The organism is Adlercreutzia sp. ZJ141 (assembly GCF_011038965.1).
Lineage (GTDB): Bacteria > Actinomycetota > Coriobacteriia > Coriobacteriales > Eggerthellaceae > ZJ141.
In genome coordinates this window covers 82935-96800 of the sequence record NZ_JAAKEB010000005.1, presented here as the reverse complement: position 1 = coordinate 96800, position 13866 = coordinate 82935, and the positions used below count along the sequence as shown (strand labels likewise).

Genomic DNA, 13866 nt, shown 5'->3' with positions numbered 1-13866 from the left:
TGTTAGCGGGAGTTGTCAGTGGGCGCTGTCGGGCTCTACCAGGAGACGTTGCTGGTAGAGCCCGTTTTCGTTGTCGTGGAAGCCAAGGTGGCGGTAGTATTCGCGGGTTCCTACGGCGCTGATCACGTTTATGGTGGTGTAGCCGTGCTCGCGGGCGATGGCACAAGCACGTTCGATGAGCGTGCGACCAAGCCCCAAATGCTGCGCATTTTGTCCCGGCCCGCCGATGCCGGCCACCTTGCCGTACACATGCACCTCGCGGATCATGGCTTCACGTTCGCCTATTGCCAGATCGGTGGCGCGTTCGCGCACCACGCGTTGGTTGGGAAGCGACAGCCGCAAAAACCCTGCGATCCGGTTTTCTGGTGTGACCCACTGCAAAAACCGCTCTGAGGTAACCGAGGTGTCATATGCAATAACGTCGAGCGTGAGATCGGACGCACCGGCCACACTTGAGCCCAGTTCGCGGTAGCGGATCTCGTGCAGGGGAGCGCGAACAGAAGGTGCTTCTTTGCGTGTGGTGTCCGCGAATGCTTCTTTGTGAGCAGCGTCTGCAGGTGTTTCTTCCTGTGTGGTGCCCGAAAGTGCTTCTTCCTGCGCCGTGCTCGCAGATAGGGGACGTGTGGCGTTTTCTTCGGCTTGTTGCTCGATGTGCTGTTCGACAAGCTGTCGAAGGTTCGTTTTCTTGTTACCCGCCACGATGTCGCCTGCCGAAATATCGCGAATCATGCGAGAGATACGCAGGTAGGCAGGCGTAGCCAGCATGTCGGCTGCCAGCACGTCGACAAGCTCGTCTTCGGAGTAGGGGCGCCACGTGCCCCGCTTGTAGTGCTCGCACAGCCCCGTGCCTGCCACCAGGGCGCACGGGTAGAGTTTCACCTCGTCGGGCAAGTAGGCGGTATCGCTTACGAGTTTGAGGTAGTCGCGCTTGTCGGCGTCGGGCGTGGCACCCAAAAGGTTAACCATAAAGTGCGCGTGCAGCTTAAAACCATACAGACGAGCGAGCTCGAATGCGCGGGCGATGCGCTCGGGGCCGATGCCGCGCCGGTTTGCTTTCAAAATGCGTGCATCAAGGCTTTGGATGCCCATTTGAATCTTCGTGCAGCCGAGCTGTCGGATAAGGAAAAGGCTATCGGGGGTAATGGTGTCGGGCCGCGTTTCGATGACGAAGCCAACGGCGCGGTGGCGTGCGGCTTCGTTTTTCCGTTGCTGCATCTTCAGGTCATCGAGCGTGGACACTTGCATGCGCGCGACATTTCTCCATGCTTCGCCGTGCTCGTAGAGTTGCTCGGCGGCCTGGTTGTAGGTGAGTTTACCCACATTCACCTGCGCTTGTGCCTCGGCCACAAAAGCGCGTGCGTCGTCCTTTTCGGTTGGCACGCCGCAGGCGCGGTAGAACGCGCGGCGCATCTCGGCGTGCTGTTGGGCAACCTCGGCGATACAAAAGCGCGCGATGTCATCTGGCTGCGTTGCTTCGTGCGCGCCGCAGTCGTTCAGGGCGCGGAAGAGCTCGGTTGCAAACCAAATTTGGTATGCGTGCGGGTAGTCGCTCCAGGTGCCGCCAAGCACAATAAGCTCAACCTTGTCGGTGACGTGTCCCATGTGCATGAGCGCCTGCAAGCGCGATACCACTTGCAGGTACGGGTCGAAACACACACGCTCTGCGCGTTGGCAGGCGGGCTCTTCCGATAGGTAGCTTTTCGGCATGCGCAGGTCGTTTGGGCAGTACAGGCAGTTGCTGCCGCATTTCCACGGTTTCGTGATTACGGTGATGGTGGCCACGCCCGACGCCGTGCGGCGCGGTTTCATTCGCAGCAGCTCAAACAACTGCCGTTCGGTTTCAGTGCTTATCTGCCAGCGCTGCCACCGGGCAGGGTCGTTTGCCTTTACGTTCAGGTAGAAGGGGAGAATCATCTTCTTTGAATAGCGGGTGTGTTCGGCGTCTGCCTGTCCGCTGTGTGAGCGCACGAGCGCTTCGAGCCGTTTGGCGTCGAGCTGTTCGCCAGCATTCAGGCGAGCAAGTATGTCCAAGAGAAGCGATTCCATAGCAAGGGGAATTCTATACTAGAATGAGAAAACGGAGCGCGTGGCGCATCTATTTTGAAGTGGCGAAGGCGAAAGGCAGGTGGGGCGCATGAATGAAGCGACAATTGACGCGCTGGTTGCGCTGAACGAGCGGTTCTACGCTGCGCAGGCGAAGTCGTTTTCTGAAACGCGGCGCACCTCATGGCCCGGATGGGAACACTGCCTGCCGTACGTGCAGAATGCGGCGCACCAGCAAGAGTCGCAGCGTTGGTGCCGTTTGTTGGATGTGGCGTGTGGAAACTTACGTTTCGAAGCGTTTCTGCGCGAGCAGGTGCCGCAGGTGTCCTTTGATGTGTGTGCGGTTGACAGTTGTGCGCCACTTGCGGGCGAGTTCGCCATCGCACACGTGGATGACCCTGGCGAGGCTGCTGGTACAGTGCCATTTGACGTGCGATTTTGCGAGCTCGATGTCATCGGTGCACTGCGCATAGGTAGCGCTGTCTGCGGCGCTATCTGCGATCTTGCTGCTGCCCGTTGTGCTACCCGCGATTCCGCTATCTGTGACCCTGCTGTTCGCAGCTCCGCTTCCCTCTTCGATGTTGCAGTGGCGTTTGGCTTTCTACACCACGTTCCCACGGCACACCTTCGCGTGCGTCTGCTGCGCGAGCTGGTGCAAAGCGTGCGTCCAGGTGGATACGTCATCGTGTCGTTCTGGGGTTTTCTGCGCGATGACCGCCTTCGCGAGAAAGCGCTGCTGTCGCATGAGCGTGCGCTCGCCGACCTGAGCCTCACGCCCGAAGAATTTGACGAGGGCGATTTCATTTTAGGGTGGCAGCACGAGCGCGCTGCGTATCGCTACTGCCACAGTTTCACTTCGCGTGACGTGGACGAGCTGGCGCGCGAGGTGTCCGACTGTGCGCAGGTGCAAGCGCGCTTCTTCGCCGACGGCCGCACGGGCAACCTGAACGAATACCTGGTGCTGCGCCACATCGCACGGTAGCGTGACAATAGGGTCAGGTTCCATTGTATGTTGGGATTGTAACTGAATCCCGCTTGTAAGGATGCAGGTAGACGGCTTGTTTTTGGGTTGGGGTGTCTGCCTGCATCCTTTCGGTAAAGAAAAAGTCAAGAATCGTGCCCGCGCAACGCTCGCATCACTTCGCACCGTTTTACTACTCGGCAAGCATGTATGCTTCCTGTATGACATCCATGGTCTCGCGCTTGGACTTCATGTTGACGTGTGTGTAGATCTTGAGCGTTATGTCCGGGTTCTTGTGACCGGCGAGGCAAACAGAAATCAGAAAATGCCACGAGCATGATGATCGCTTTCCGCGAACGCGGTCTGGCGGTTTCAACCAAGGTTTCCGGGGTGCGGTGCTGCTTTGGCAAAGGTGCCAGAAAAAAAGCCGCAGCCTTCTTCGCGAAAGAGCAGGGGTAAAGCCGCGTTATCAACTGATGTTAGCGGAGAAGGAAAACTATCCTGTGAAGATGATGGCGCGCATCTTAGAAGTGTCACGTTCTGGTTTTTACGCCTGGTTAGGTCGAGGAGGATCGATTGATAACTGGAATGAGACACGGCAGACAGCAAAGCGCATCTGGGAAGAATCAGACAGACGCTTCGGTGCAAGGTTTATCAAGTGCTTTTTGCCTAACGACTTCGGGAATACCACCCTCTATCGTGTGCGGAAATGCATGCGTGAGCTGGGAATCAAGGGATGTACTCCCTACAGATCAAAACGCACAACTATCCCTGACAAGAGTGCAAAACCCCGACCTGATCTTATCCGGCGCGACTTCACAAGCCCTGTTCCCACCTACAAGCTTGCAGGAGACATTACCTACCTGCGCACAGGACAAGGCTGGCTTTATCTAGCAACCGTTATTGATCTGTGCACCCGCATGGTTGTGGGCTGGGCGCTTTCTGAGCGCATGACGGCAGATATCGTAGTGAGTGCACTAGACAATGCAAAAGCACGTGGCTATGTGGCAGAAAACGCTATTTTCCACTCAGATAAGGGTGCTCAGTACACCTCATGCCTTCTTGCCGAGTGGGCACGTGACAATGACGTACGACTATCGTGCAGTCGTACCGGAAACTGCCACGATAACGCAGTTGCCGAATCATTTTTTGCCACACTCAAAAACGAGATGTACTACCGGAAAAGCTTCGCCACACGCGCCCAGGCCAAGATGGCTGTGATTGAGTTCATCGAAGTCTATTACAACCGCAAAAGACCGCATTCAACGATTGACTACAAGATCCCGGCGCAAGTGATGGATGCATTCTTTGAACGAACGAGACCTATGGATGAAAGGGTGTTGAAGGTGGCATAGAATCTCAAGTTTTTGTGTCCGAAATATTGACACAGGTCAGTCATCAATCGTTACTTGTTCGTGGTCGAAGGGCGTTCTTAAAGGCAGTCGTATGCTTGTAATCATCGTACATCCTGCAACATTCGATCACCCTGCCTTAAATAGCTTCCATACACGTCGCGTTAAGGCGCTCGAATTCCTGAAGGGTTCTATAAAACTGCTGAAATCTCCTCCGTCGACCGCTGAGAGCACCGTTTGCAGGATCTAGACATGAAGCAAGACGCGGATCCTCGGCACAAGCCCTCTTAATCCTGGCTTGCAATAGCTTCGTTGCTTCAACGACTTTGGCGTGTCTCTCATCATTCGGGTCGTATTCGCTAATAAGGCTAAGGGGTAGCGTGTGGATATGACGTTTCCCGAAGTTGCCTTCGGGCTGAAATTCTTTTATTGCGTCGTTAATGGCGTCGCTGTTGAGAAGGCCGACATAATAGAGGGCTTCATCCTCGCTGTTTGCCCCTCGCCAGTAGAGAGTCTGGTCAATAGCCAGCTTATGTGCCCTGCTGATTTCCTCGCAATTAATGGCCGACGCACTAATGTTGCTGCCGCCGGCGCCGTACAAGACACGCCATTTTGAAGTGTCGTGCAGTGTATGCGAAAGCTTGTTTCTCGTGTCCAGATATGCGAGATAGCCGCCCTTTTCCTGGTAGAACTCAACACCGCCTTCCGTGCAATGTTTGACCTTGTCAGCAAGTACTTTGTTGCTTCTTCCAAGCAAAGCAAGGTCTCGATCGGATAGCTCGACGGCTCCTTGCCCGGGGACGTACTTCACAGGCAGAAAAGCTCTTACAGGATGGACAGGCGCAAAGGGCATGACCTGGTTAGATGTAATCATTTCATATATCAAACTGCCGTCAATATTTGTGACCGTACCGATGCTGAAATTCTTACATTTCTTACCGTCCTTTATGGCAAAAGATAGTGAGTCGCCGTTTGTTGGAATCGAGCTAACCGTCCAGAGGCGATTCTGCTGCTGCTCGCATTTAAAGATAACAGCCGTTCGAGGCATTCCATCAAAGCCCTGATTGAAGTTAACGACGTCCAGGGCTTTCTCAACATTTTGGGTGCTGTAGGAAAAGGCCGTTGCCCTTCCGTTAGTTATAAGCTTGTATGTGACTTGAGTCTCATCGAGGCTGCTATCGAACACAATGCCTGCAACTTCTCTGCTCGCAGTATCGGTGTGCTCCTTTTTGGCAAAGATGACTGCAGCGCGATTATTGAAGGCTTCCTTTGGTAGTTCCCAGATTTCGGTTAACTTAAATTCGGTTGCTAGCCCTGAACGAAGGTAGCCCCCTGTCCTGAAAGACTCTTCATGCCTACCGTTAAGCATCGAGTGAGGCATGATGCATGCTATCACGCCGCCATCTGACACGTATCTTCGTATAGATGCCACCAAGAAAATGGTTGCAAGTTCAACGTGGGGGAAGGAGCTGCCGTGTGGCATTATGCCATGCGAATTCGCCAGCTTAATCAGCGCGTCATGATATGGGTTCCCGCGCAGCCTGCTGAGCGCAAGCCAAGGTGGATTGGATATGATGCCGTTGAAGAACGATGTGGCAAATGCGGGCTTGAACGAGTTGCTCAGAACAAAAGGCCAGATGCCATTTCTGTCTCGGTTGCGCAAGTCACTCAGCACTCGGATAAGATCGGCAAACGTAGCTGCGGCAGAGTGATGGCTGTTCTCATCGAGCTCCGTTCCCATATGCGTTACCAAGCTGGCGAAAATCCCATCCGTGTCTGCGTCGTCGACCTCTTGCTCCTTTTCTGAGTAGTCGGCAGCGACGACGTCGGCTTTGACCAACATCTCGTCGAACAGTTGCCTATAAGGCCTGCTTATGAGGAACTGCGGAATCGAAACCGATCTATCGTGAAGGTGGGCAACAAGTTCGTTGCCACTTGTGTCATCGTGCGTGCTAACGGGTGTGCGCGTGAATAGGGAGTCGGCATGGTACACTGGAATATGTACGGGTCCCGCGAAAAAGCTAAGGTACTTCTTCATCACGAGCACCCAGTTGACTTTCGAAAGGATGACGGCAAGCGGGTCAACGTCGAAGCCATATATGGATTCGCTGAGCATAATGAGTTCAGTGCCTTCTAGGCTTGCCGGATTGCCCATGTTGTCGATGAGCCGTGACAGCGTTTCGACAATGAAGATCCCCGATCCGCAACACATGTCAACTAGATGGGGCGCTCGCCCGTCGAGGTTTTCTATAACCTTACTGACCATTCTTGCAGCGATGGGCTGAGGGGTTGGCGCCTGGCCGAGAAGTATTTTCTTATCAACTCCTGCCATCTGAGAGATGAGTCCACCAAACAGGTCCGTTGTTGCCACGTTTGCGAAGTCGTAGACCATTAGGTCTCGCTGCAGCTCGATTGCACAGTCGATAAGACCGTCAATGTACGGGTCTGCGTTCAGCCAGCCGAAATAATCGTATTCAACAAGGTTTTCGATGCCCAAACTCACGAAGTAGCTACCTTCAAGAATCTCTCGTATCTGCCCTGCGCTTCTCTCTGGTGCACCGCCGTCGAGTATGTTTGCCGCTATAAGCTTTGCGAGGGTGATAATGTAAAGCTCATGCGAGTAGTCTTCCGTGAACCCCGAGCCTACCCCGGTTACACCTTCGACGAAGTTTGACCATAGACCCTCAATGAGCTTCGCGTACCCAGGATTCTTTTTACAGGCGGTAGCGACTAAATCTCGTATGGCATCAGTCCTGGTCTTAGTGCTTCCGCTGTACAGGCCGAAGTCAGACACAAGCGCTTTCGGGGTGAGCTCTTTCGAACCGATGCGTCCGTAATACTTGTTGATGAATCTCTCGAATCTCCCCAGGTTCTCGTCGGAAGTGTCTGTCATGTCGAGTTGATCGATTTCACAAAGCTTTAGGTCATCCCGGCCCCAGAGGCCGTTTTCGGCCATGGGCCGTCCGTCATATTCGATGTCAACTCGATAGGCGTACCAGTGTACGGTGTCGGAAAGGATTCCGACGATGTTGTCACGATCGACGTTTTTGTTAAGGAGGCCTGCGCAATAGTCTTCGACCTGCTCGTATCCGTGATCGAATATGCTGCTTTGCGCTAGGTTCTTTTCGTATTCGACGGCGGTGTGGCCAATTAACACGTCGGCAAATCCGCTCCTTTGCGTATTGTTGACGCTGTATGTTTCATTCGCTTCTGCTCTTCTGGCATGCTCGTCAATCCACCAAGGCTTGCTGGGGAACATTATCGGCAACCGTGTACAGAAGAGGTAGCGTAAGGGGTCTTCCTTTGACCTGTCCTGAATGTCGTGACTTGCCTGCGTGAAGAAGTCTCTGGCGGCCTCGTAGTCGAGCTCCGCGCGAAGCTCGTAGTCTTTCATATCCATAGTAGTCACTCGCTCCTTAGCTTCACCCTAATGTTAAGCTCTTCCCTCCATCGCGCAAGCAGGACACTGGCTTGTTCGTTCACGGCCATCACGTGCGCAATATCGCTGTCGATACTTGTCTGGATGGCCGTTGCCTCATCGATGGTGCGAGCTATCGCAAGCTCGGCTCCGCACCGGCTCAGTGCCTCTATCAGTTCACTCTTTGGTTCAGGTAGCTTCAACTTGCGTAACGACACGGCTTCGCACTTCAAAGCCCCGCCGCCCAGTATGCTGCAGTGGCGCTCAAGCTCGAGCCTGACGTAAGTCGAGTTCAGCAGCGCGAGCGCGGCGTGTGCCATTTTGCAGTCCTTGCCACTAACCCAAATCGTGGAGAAGTTGGCATCTGCCACAACCTGTCTGTCACCAGCAAGGAGATAGGCGCGCACGACGCCTCCATTGATGCGGGGGATCACCAAGTCTGGCAGGTGCCTGTCTTTGAGCGCGGGCAGCATGTACCAATATCGATCTACGTCGGGCGTACTACTGAGTGGTCCGTTTGTCCTAACAGCCGAAAGGCTTGGTATATACTGGCGTCGTCCATCCTGGACAACATCATGCTCTTCGCAGTAATCGATATATTTCCTCAAGCTTGTCAATTCTCGCTCTGCAAGAGCGGGGCTGTTCTCGATGGGCTTGCTGATGAGCAATAGCCGGTATCCAGTTTCGCGTGCTGCTACAGTGTACGCATCTCTGATTTCGTCCTGATAGCGCAGTGCCGGCATAAGCGGAAGGCGACAAGCGTTGGCAGGCTCCAACCCTGCACAATTCTCCCAAATACTGTTGCTGACCCGTCCGTCCTCGTCCTCCATCAGGTAGAAGAACCCGTTTGCACCTGTGCGCAAGCCTTGGCCAACGTTAAGCCTCCAGTCGCGAAGAGACACCGTTCTCGTTTCGGCTTCTGGACACGATGCATATGAAACACGGCTGAGGTCTTCACGTCGTGCCCATACGAAGCTGTTCGAGATATTCGCTCCGTTTCGGCATAGATCAATAAACGCCTCGTCGCCAGCATGTCCCTTGTACGCTAATGCGCCGGAAAGTGAATGCTCGCTAACTGCCCACTTCGACAAGCCTATATGATGCACATGCGTGTTATCTGGTGTCGTTCTGCCGTCATTGCGTTTGGTGGCAATAAGGAGGTTTGTCTTGACCTGCGCATCCGGGAACCAGGTGCGGCCTTCGTCGATGACAATCCGGTCAATTGTGAAATCAGTGTTCAAAACGTCATAGATGACGCTGGCGTACTCTCTCTTCAGCCAGGCATCAGGCAGCACCATTGCGAGCTTGCCGCCGGGTTTTACTAGGCATGCGCAAAGAATCCAGCAAGGCACAGCGAGGTCGGATAGCCCAGAGTACGATCTAGCCGCTTCGAGATACGGTCGCTTTGATCTCGAAGCATCGAGCGCCTCAAGGGTCCCGATGAGACGTTTGCGTATGGTCTCTACCGAATTCTCACCGTAAAAGGTGTCGAGGGTCTGATACCTGACATAGGGCGGGTTCGTTATGACCAAGTCCCACTCATGTGAGCTATACAAGTCAGTAGCCGATGGGCTCAATGCATCGCACTCAAGAAGGTTGCTGTTTCCTAGCCTCGCCTTTGCAGCCTCAACGGCCTCGCCGTCGATGTCAATCCCGTATAGCCTTTCTGTGTGCGCTCCGTGTTGCTGCAGGGCTACGAGCATGTCTGCCTGCCCGACCATAGGATCGATGGCGTAAGCAGATTCGATATCGGTGATCTCTGCAGCGAGCACAAGAAGATTGGAGACTCTGGGTCCTGAAAAGAATTGGCCAATTTCCTTGTTGCTCATGTTATTGCCCCGAATGATGTAAATCTCTCGTAGGCATCGCGGGCGTCCAGCTCTACCCGCAATCCGTTTTCGAGGCAATGGTTTACGTATGAGGCATATGCCTCATACGGGTCGTTTGGGCATTCGTAAAAAACAGGCTCTGCTTCTGTGCCGATAGATGCGCCTGACTTATGCTCCGTCTTGCCCAGCAGTATAAGAGAGTCACCTTTCACGCTTCCCGTTGAAACCACCTGTTTGAAGCTTTCTTGTGACTTCGCAAGGTGCGTGGTGGTAACCACATCGAGGCCCGCGTCTTCTATTGCCGAAGCGAGCGCTTGCCACACATCCGCTTTTGATGAGTGAAACACCAGCGTCATGAGCCCGTCGTCTTTTAAAACACGTTTGGCCTCAGCCAGTGAAGCCATAATCATATGGCTGTACTTATTGGCATCCTTATCTTGAGAGGGGCTGATGATGGCCTCATCTGTGCGATCAGTGGTCGCGTCCAGCCAAAGCTCGTTGATTTGATTAACCTCCGCATAGGGGATGAAGTCTCCAAACGGTGGATCGGTGAAGACGTATGAAATCGTCCTGTCGTCCTCTTGAAGCCTGTCGCTGCTTTGGTTGATAACCTTGACATGTCCAGTGCACCCATTTATGTAGGAGAAGGCCCTTGCGAAGGGCTTTATTTTACGTTGTAGACCCTTAAAGATGTTCTTCTCGACAGGTAGGTTGCTAACGTACAGCACGCCGCTTTGGGCACCTGTCAGCACGAAATCTGACGAATTGTGCTTGGCGACCACTCTCGTCATGAGGGTTGCGTGCGTGGCGTTGTAGCTGAGTATTAGGAGGCGCAGCGCGTCCCGAACGTCGTTTTCGTAATCTGCAGCCTTTCTCCAGAGTGCTTCGATAATGAGAAAATTGCGCTTCGTGTAGAAGTGGTGCAGGTGAGAAATCCCGCTGTGATACCCAGCCCTATACAGCTCACCCCATTCAATTGGCTGTGGCTTTGTGTCCTCCGGATAGGCAAGAGCTTCGATTCTGGTTACACCATCGAGATCCGCTGCATTTGCGGTACGTCGCCAGTTTCGCCCATTGGTTTCGCCATAGACCAGAACCGGAATCCTACGACGGCTACTTATGCTCTTGCCGAGCAAGGCATCGTATTTCGTCTCCATTGAAAACGCGTTATCGCCTGTCGTCACTCTCGCACCGCAGTGAGGGCACTTGCCATTTGAATCGATTCTAAGGGGGTTCCAACTGACCATGCCTTCATAGAACGTGAAGTCACGACCGCATTGCCTGCATGTTAGGACGCTTGACCAAATAATATGGCGAATAGTGCCGACATGCCCTTGGTCATCCTTAGCCTGATACAGATGGCCTAGTTCGACGTCCACGTCACGAATTAGTTTCTCTGCTGACTTGACGAAGAGATCCGAAGAGGGGGGGTTCGTCATCACACGAGTTGCAAAGGTGCCGTAAGTGCTTATGTCGTAGAGAATGGCGTTTCTAGGACCCCATTTGGGATCTACGCCGAGTTTCTCAGCAATGCTCAACATGCTTTGAGTTGGGTGCTCACACATCTGGGCGGCTAGTCCCGTCGCCCCGCTCCCTGAGAACAAATCGAGGACCGTTTCTCCAGGGTCAGTATGCGTGGCGATGTAGACGGCAATCGATTCTGGCGCTATCTTAGTTGGATACGCGTAGGTATTGAAGAAGACACCCGAGCGGAACGACGGCAACGCCTGTCGGTATAGTGTCAAAAGGTTGTTTTGCATAGCTCGGATGTTGCTCCAAATCAGGCTAGATAGTTGCGTACAGTACAACCGATTCATTTTACTATCTAAACGGTTCTCTCAAGTCTAGGTCCTTGTTTTTGGCGACGTAAAAACATAAGGGGTTGGTTGCAAATGTTAATGCAACACCCCCCCAGTGTTGCGTTTAGTAATTCAACCTACGCGCTTGATTTGTGCGCTGGCGTGCGCGCGGCGGGGTGTGTCGAGGTTGACGGCAAGCTCTACGAGGTTGAGGGCAAGGTGGCCGTCTGCTGCAACGACGACGGAAAGCGCCCGCAGCCCCAGGCTCTCAGCAAATGGTGGAGCCGTCACTGCAAGAAGTACGGCTGTGAGGCTGGACGCTTCACAGCCTGCGCCACTCGTTTTTATGTCTTGCTGCCGCCCAGGGCGTGCACCCGTCGGTGATGATGTACCTCGCCGGCCACAAGAGCCCAGACACCACGCTCAAGATCTACACACACGTCAACATGAAGTCCAAGCGCGAGGCCATGGATGTCATACAGAAAGCATACATGCTCGCCGGGTAGTAAAACGGTGCGAAGTGATGCGAGCGTTGCGCGGGCACGATTCTTGACTTTTTCTTTACCGAAAGGATGCAGGCAGACACCCCAACCCAAAAACAAGCCGTCTACCTGCATCCTTACAAGCGGGATTCAGTTACAATCCCAACATACAATAGGCCCTGGCCCTATTGTCACGCTGCGTCGCAGTGTCGCCTACTTGCGTGTTCGCAGTTTTCAAATAATCTGCTCGCCGGTGTGCTGGAATGTGGTGTAATGAAAAGCTGCACGTTTACGTTGTTTGCAAAGGCGAAAGACTATGATTTTTGAAGCGATGATTGTTGACGACGAGGCTCCGGCGCGTGTTGAGCTAACCAATCAGCTCGAACGTACGGGTCGCGTTCATGTGGTGTCCGAGGCCGTGTGCCTGCAAGAGGGCATCGCCAAATTAAGGAAGGGCGGCATTGATGTGGTGTTTGTCGACCACAACATTGCTGGCGCGGGTACTACGATGCTGCCCGACGCACTGCCCGATTTTCCGAAGGTTCCCATGTTTATTTATATGACGGCGTACAGCGACGTGATGGATGACCCATTTGGCATGGAGCCGCTGGGCTTTCTGGTGAAGCCAGTGGATAACCGAAAGCTCGATGAGATTGTGGCGCTCATTGAGGAAAGCTACCAGCGAGAGGTGGTGCGTCCGTGATCGTTTTGGTATTGAATGCGGGTTCAAGCTCGCTGAAGTTCAAGCTGCTCGAATCAGAAAGCGAATGTGTACTCTCGCGCGGTGTGGTGGAGCGTATTGGCAGTTCAAGTGCTCCTGCACGTTTTGTGTGTACCGATAAACGCGGGGCAGTAGTGCAAGACGTTGCGGGCGAGGGGTACGCCGGCGCGCTCGAGCATGTGCTTGCAAGCTTGGTGGAAGGCGACGGTGCGCCGCTGGCCAGCTTGGATGACGTGCAGGCGGTGGGGCATCGCATCGCGCACGGCGGCGACGTGTTCACCTGCTCGGTTGCCATTGATGACGATGTGGTTGCCACCATCGAGCGGTTCGCTGAGCTGGCACCTTTGCACAACCCACCGGCGCTTGCGGTTATCGACCACTGCCGCCGCTTGTTCGGGCCGAGCAAATTGCAAGTTGCCGCATTCGACACGGCGTTTCATCAAACCATGCCCGCGCGCAACTACGTGTATCCCATTCCGTACCGCTACTACGCCGACATGGGCATTCGACGCTACGGCTTCCACGGCACGTCACACAAGTATGTGAGCCGCCGTGCGGCGGAGTTTCTGGGCAAGAGCCGCCGCGACTTGAAGATGATCACGTGCCATTTGGGCGCAGGTGCCAGTGTGTGTGCCATCGATCACGGCGTTTCTATGGATACCTCAATGGGCTTCACACCGCTTGACGGCATCGTGATGGGCACGAGGTCGGGGTCGGTTGATCCGGCCATCATCACCACCATCATGGAGCGCGAAAACCTTACGCCCGCACAAATGGATGCGGTGTTAAACCGCGAGTCGGGCATGCTGGGCGTGTCGGGCGTGTCGGGCGACTTGCGCGAGCTCAAAGAGGCGGTAGCAGTTGGCAACGAACGAGCCGAGCTTGCCTACGACATTTTCCTTACCTCGATTCGTCGCATGATTGGCGCGTACTTCTTCGAGCTGGCCGGCGTGGACGTCATCGTGTGTACCGCTGGGGTGGGGGAGAACGACCCGTATGCGCGACGTCTGATTTTCCGCGGGCTTGAGCCGTTCGGTATCCGTATCGACCAGGAACGCAACATGGAGGTGGGCAAAGCCGATCGGCGCATATCCACCGACGACTCCACGGTTGAGGTGCTGGTGGTGCCAACCGATGAAGAGGCCGAAATCGCGCGTGATGTGTCGCTTATTGCTGCGGGCGTGGACATATCCGATCCGTACAGCGATTAACGGCAGGGTAGCGCGCGGTAGCATCCGAAGGTACCGCTGGCGCGTGAGCG

The 13866-nt window shown here is 54.4% G+C and carries 11 protein-coding genes; 7 read left to right on the top strand and 4 right to left on the bottom strand.

What is annotated here, in order from left to right:
- Positions 1-15 precede the first annotated feature (15 nt).
- Positions 16-2046: an elongator complex protein 3 gene (locus tag G7Y44_RS03490; RefSeq protein WP_165247597.1), complete on the bottom strand. Its 2031-nt coding sequence runs from the start codon at positions 2044-2046 to the stop codon at positions 16-18.
- Between the two features lie 88 nt (positions 2047-2134).
- On the opposite strand from G7Y44_RS03490, the gene G7Y44_RS03485 reads away from it, so the two are divergent.
- The 3 genes from G7Y44_RS03485 (at position 2135) to G7Y44_RS03480 (ending at position 4359) form a co-directional block, all read left to right on the top strand.
- On the top strand, positions 2135-3025 hold the full coding sequence (locus tag G7Y44_RS03485; protein ID WP_165247595.1) for a methyltransferase domain-containing protein: 891 nt from the start codon (positions 2135-2137) through the stop codon (positions 3023-3025).
- A 315-nt stretch (positions 3026-3340) separates the two neighbouring features.
- Positions 3341-3463 carry a hypothetical protein gene (locus G7Y44_RS10480; protein WP_256367729.1) on the top strand — a complete coding sequence of 41 codons (123 nt, stop codon included), beginning with the start codon at positions 3341-3343 and terminating at the stop codon, positions 3461-3463.
- A gap of 17 nt (positions 3464-3480) precedes the next feature.
- Entirely contained in the window at positions 3481-4359 is an 879-nt protein-coding gene (locus G7Y44_RS03480) for an IS3 family transposase (RefSeq protein WP_241159164.1), read from the top strand.
- Positions 4360-4495: 136 nt separating this feature from the next.
- Here the strand turns inward: G7Y44_RS03480 and G7Y44_RS03475 are convergent, their stop codons facing one another.
- From G7Y44_RS03475 to G7Y44_RS03465, 3 genes are read right to left on the bottom strand one after another with little or no spacing between them, the layout of a single operon-like run.
- Positions 4496-7756: an N-6 DNA methylase gene (locus G7Y44_RS03475; RefSeq protein WP_165247591.1), complete on the bottom strand. Its 3261-nt coding sequence runs from the start codon at positions 7754-7756 to the stop codon at positions 4496-4498.
- Positions 7757-7761: 5 nt separating this feature from the next.
- Positions 7762-9603: an Eco57I restriction-modification methylase domain-containing protein gene (locus tag G7Y44_RS03470; protein WP_165247589.1), complete on the bottom strand. Its 1842-nt coding sequence runs from the start codon at positions 9601-9603 to the stop codon at positions 7762-7764.
- Positions 9600-11363, bottom strand: coding sequence for a site-specific DNA-methyltransferase (locus G7Y44_RS03465; protein ID WP_165247587.1), 1764 nt, complete (start codon positions 11361-11363; stop codon positions 9600-9602). The genes G7Y44_RS03470 and G7Y44_RS03465 overlap by 4 nt, the downstream gene beginning before the upstream one ends.
- 132 nt (positions 11364-11495) lie before the next feature.
- On the opposite strand from G7Y44_RS03465, the gene G7Y44_RS03460 reads away from it, so the two are divergent.
- The 4 genes from G7Y44_RS03460 to G7Y44_RS03445 all read left to right on the top strand — a co-directional run bounded on the left by G7Y44_RS03460 (position 11496) and on the right by G7Y44_RS03445 (position 13816).
- A complete protein-coding gene (locus G7Y44_RS03460; protein ID WP_165247585.1) occupies positions 11496-11786 on the top strand; it encodes a hypothetical protein in 291 nt (96 codons plus the stop codon).
- Complete coding sequence (locus G7Y44_RS10535; protein ID WP_371807455.1) at positions 11771-11908, top strand: hypothetical protein; 138 nt, start codon at positions 11771-11773, stop codon at positions 11906-11908. The genes G7Y44_RS03460 and G7Y44_RS10535 overlap by 16 nt, the downstream gene beginning before the upstream one ends.
- 292 nt (positions 11909-12200) lie before the next feature.
- Entirely contained in the window at positions 12201-12587 is a 387-nt protein-coding gene (locus G7Y44_RS03450; protein ID WP_165044561.1) for a LytR/AlgR family response regulator transcription factor, read from the top strand.
- Complete coding sequence (locus tag G7Y44_RS03445; RefSeq protein ID WP_165247583.1) at positions 12584-13816, top strand: acetate/propionate family kinase; 1233 nt, start codon at positions 12584-12586, stop codon at positions 13814-13816. Before G7Y44_RS03450 ends, G7Y44_RS03445 begins: the two co-directional genes overlap by 4 nt.
- Positions 13817-13866: the final 50 nt, after the last annotated feature.

What these genes read in the sequence shown, in the direction of transcription:
- G7Y44_RS03490 (WP_165247597.1), bottom strand. Translation starts at nt 2,046, where the DNA reads ATGGAATCGCTTCTCTTGGACATACTTGCTCGCCTGAATGCTGGCGAA.
- G7Y44_RS03485 (WP_165247595.1), top strand. Translation starts at nt 2,135, where the DNA reads ATGAATGAAGCGACAATTGACGCGCTGGTTGCGCTGAACGAGCGGTTC.
- G7Y44_RS10480 (WP_256367729.1), top strand. Translation starts at nt 3,341, where the DNA reads ATGATGATCGCTTTCCGCGAACGCGGTCTGGCGGTTTCAACCAAGGTT.
- G7Y44_RS03480 (WP_241159164.1), top strand. Translation starts at nt 3,481, where the DNA reads ATGTTAGCGGAGAAGGAAAACTATCCTGTGAAGATGATGGCGCGCATC.
- G7Y44_RS03475 (WP_165247591.1), bottom strand. Translation starts at nt 7,756, where the DNA reads ATGGATATGAAAGACTACGAGCTTCGCGCGGAGCTCGACTACGAGGCC.
- G7Y44_RS03470 (WP_165247589.1), bottom strand. Translation starts at nt 9,603, where the DNA reads ATGAGCAACAAGGAAATTGGCCAATTCTTTTCAGGACCCAGAGTCTCC.
- G7Y44_RS03465 (WP_165247587.1), bottom strand. Translation starts at nt 11,363, where the DNA reads ATGCAAAACAACCTTTTGACACTATACCGACAGGCGTTGCCGTCGTTC.
- G7Y44_RS03460 (WP_165247585.1), top strand. Translation starts at nt 11,496, where the DNA reads ATGTTAATGCAACACCCCCCCAGTGTTGCGTTTAGTAATTCAACCTAC.
- G7Y44_RS03450 (WP_165044561.1), top strand. Translation starts at nt 12,201, where the DNA reads ATGATTTTTGAAGCGATGATTGTTGACGACGAGGCTCCGGCGCGTGTT.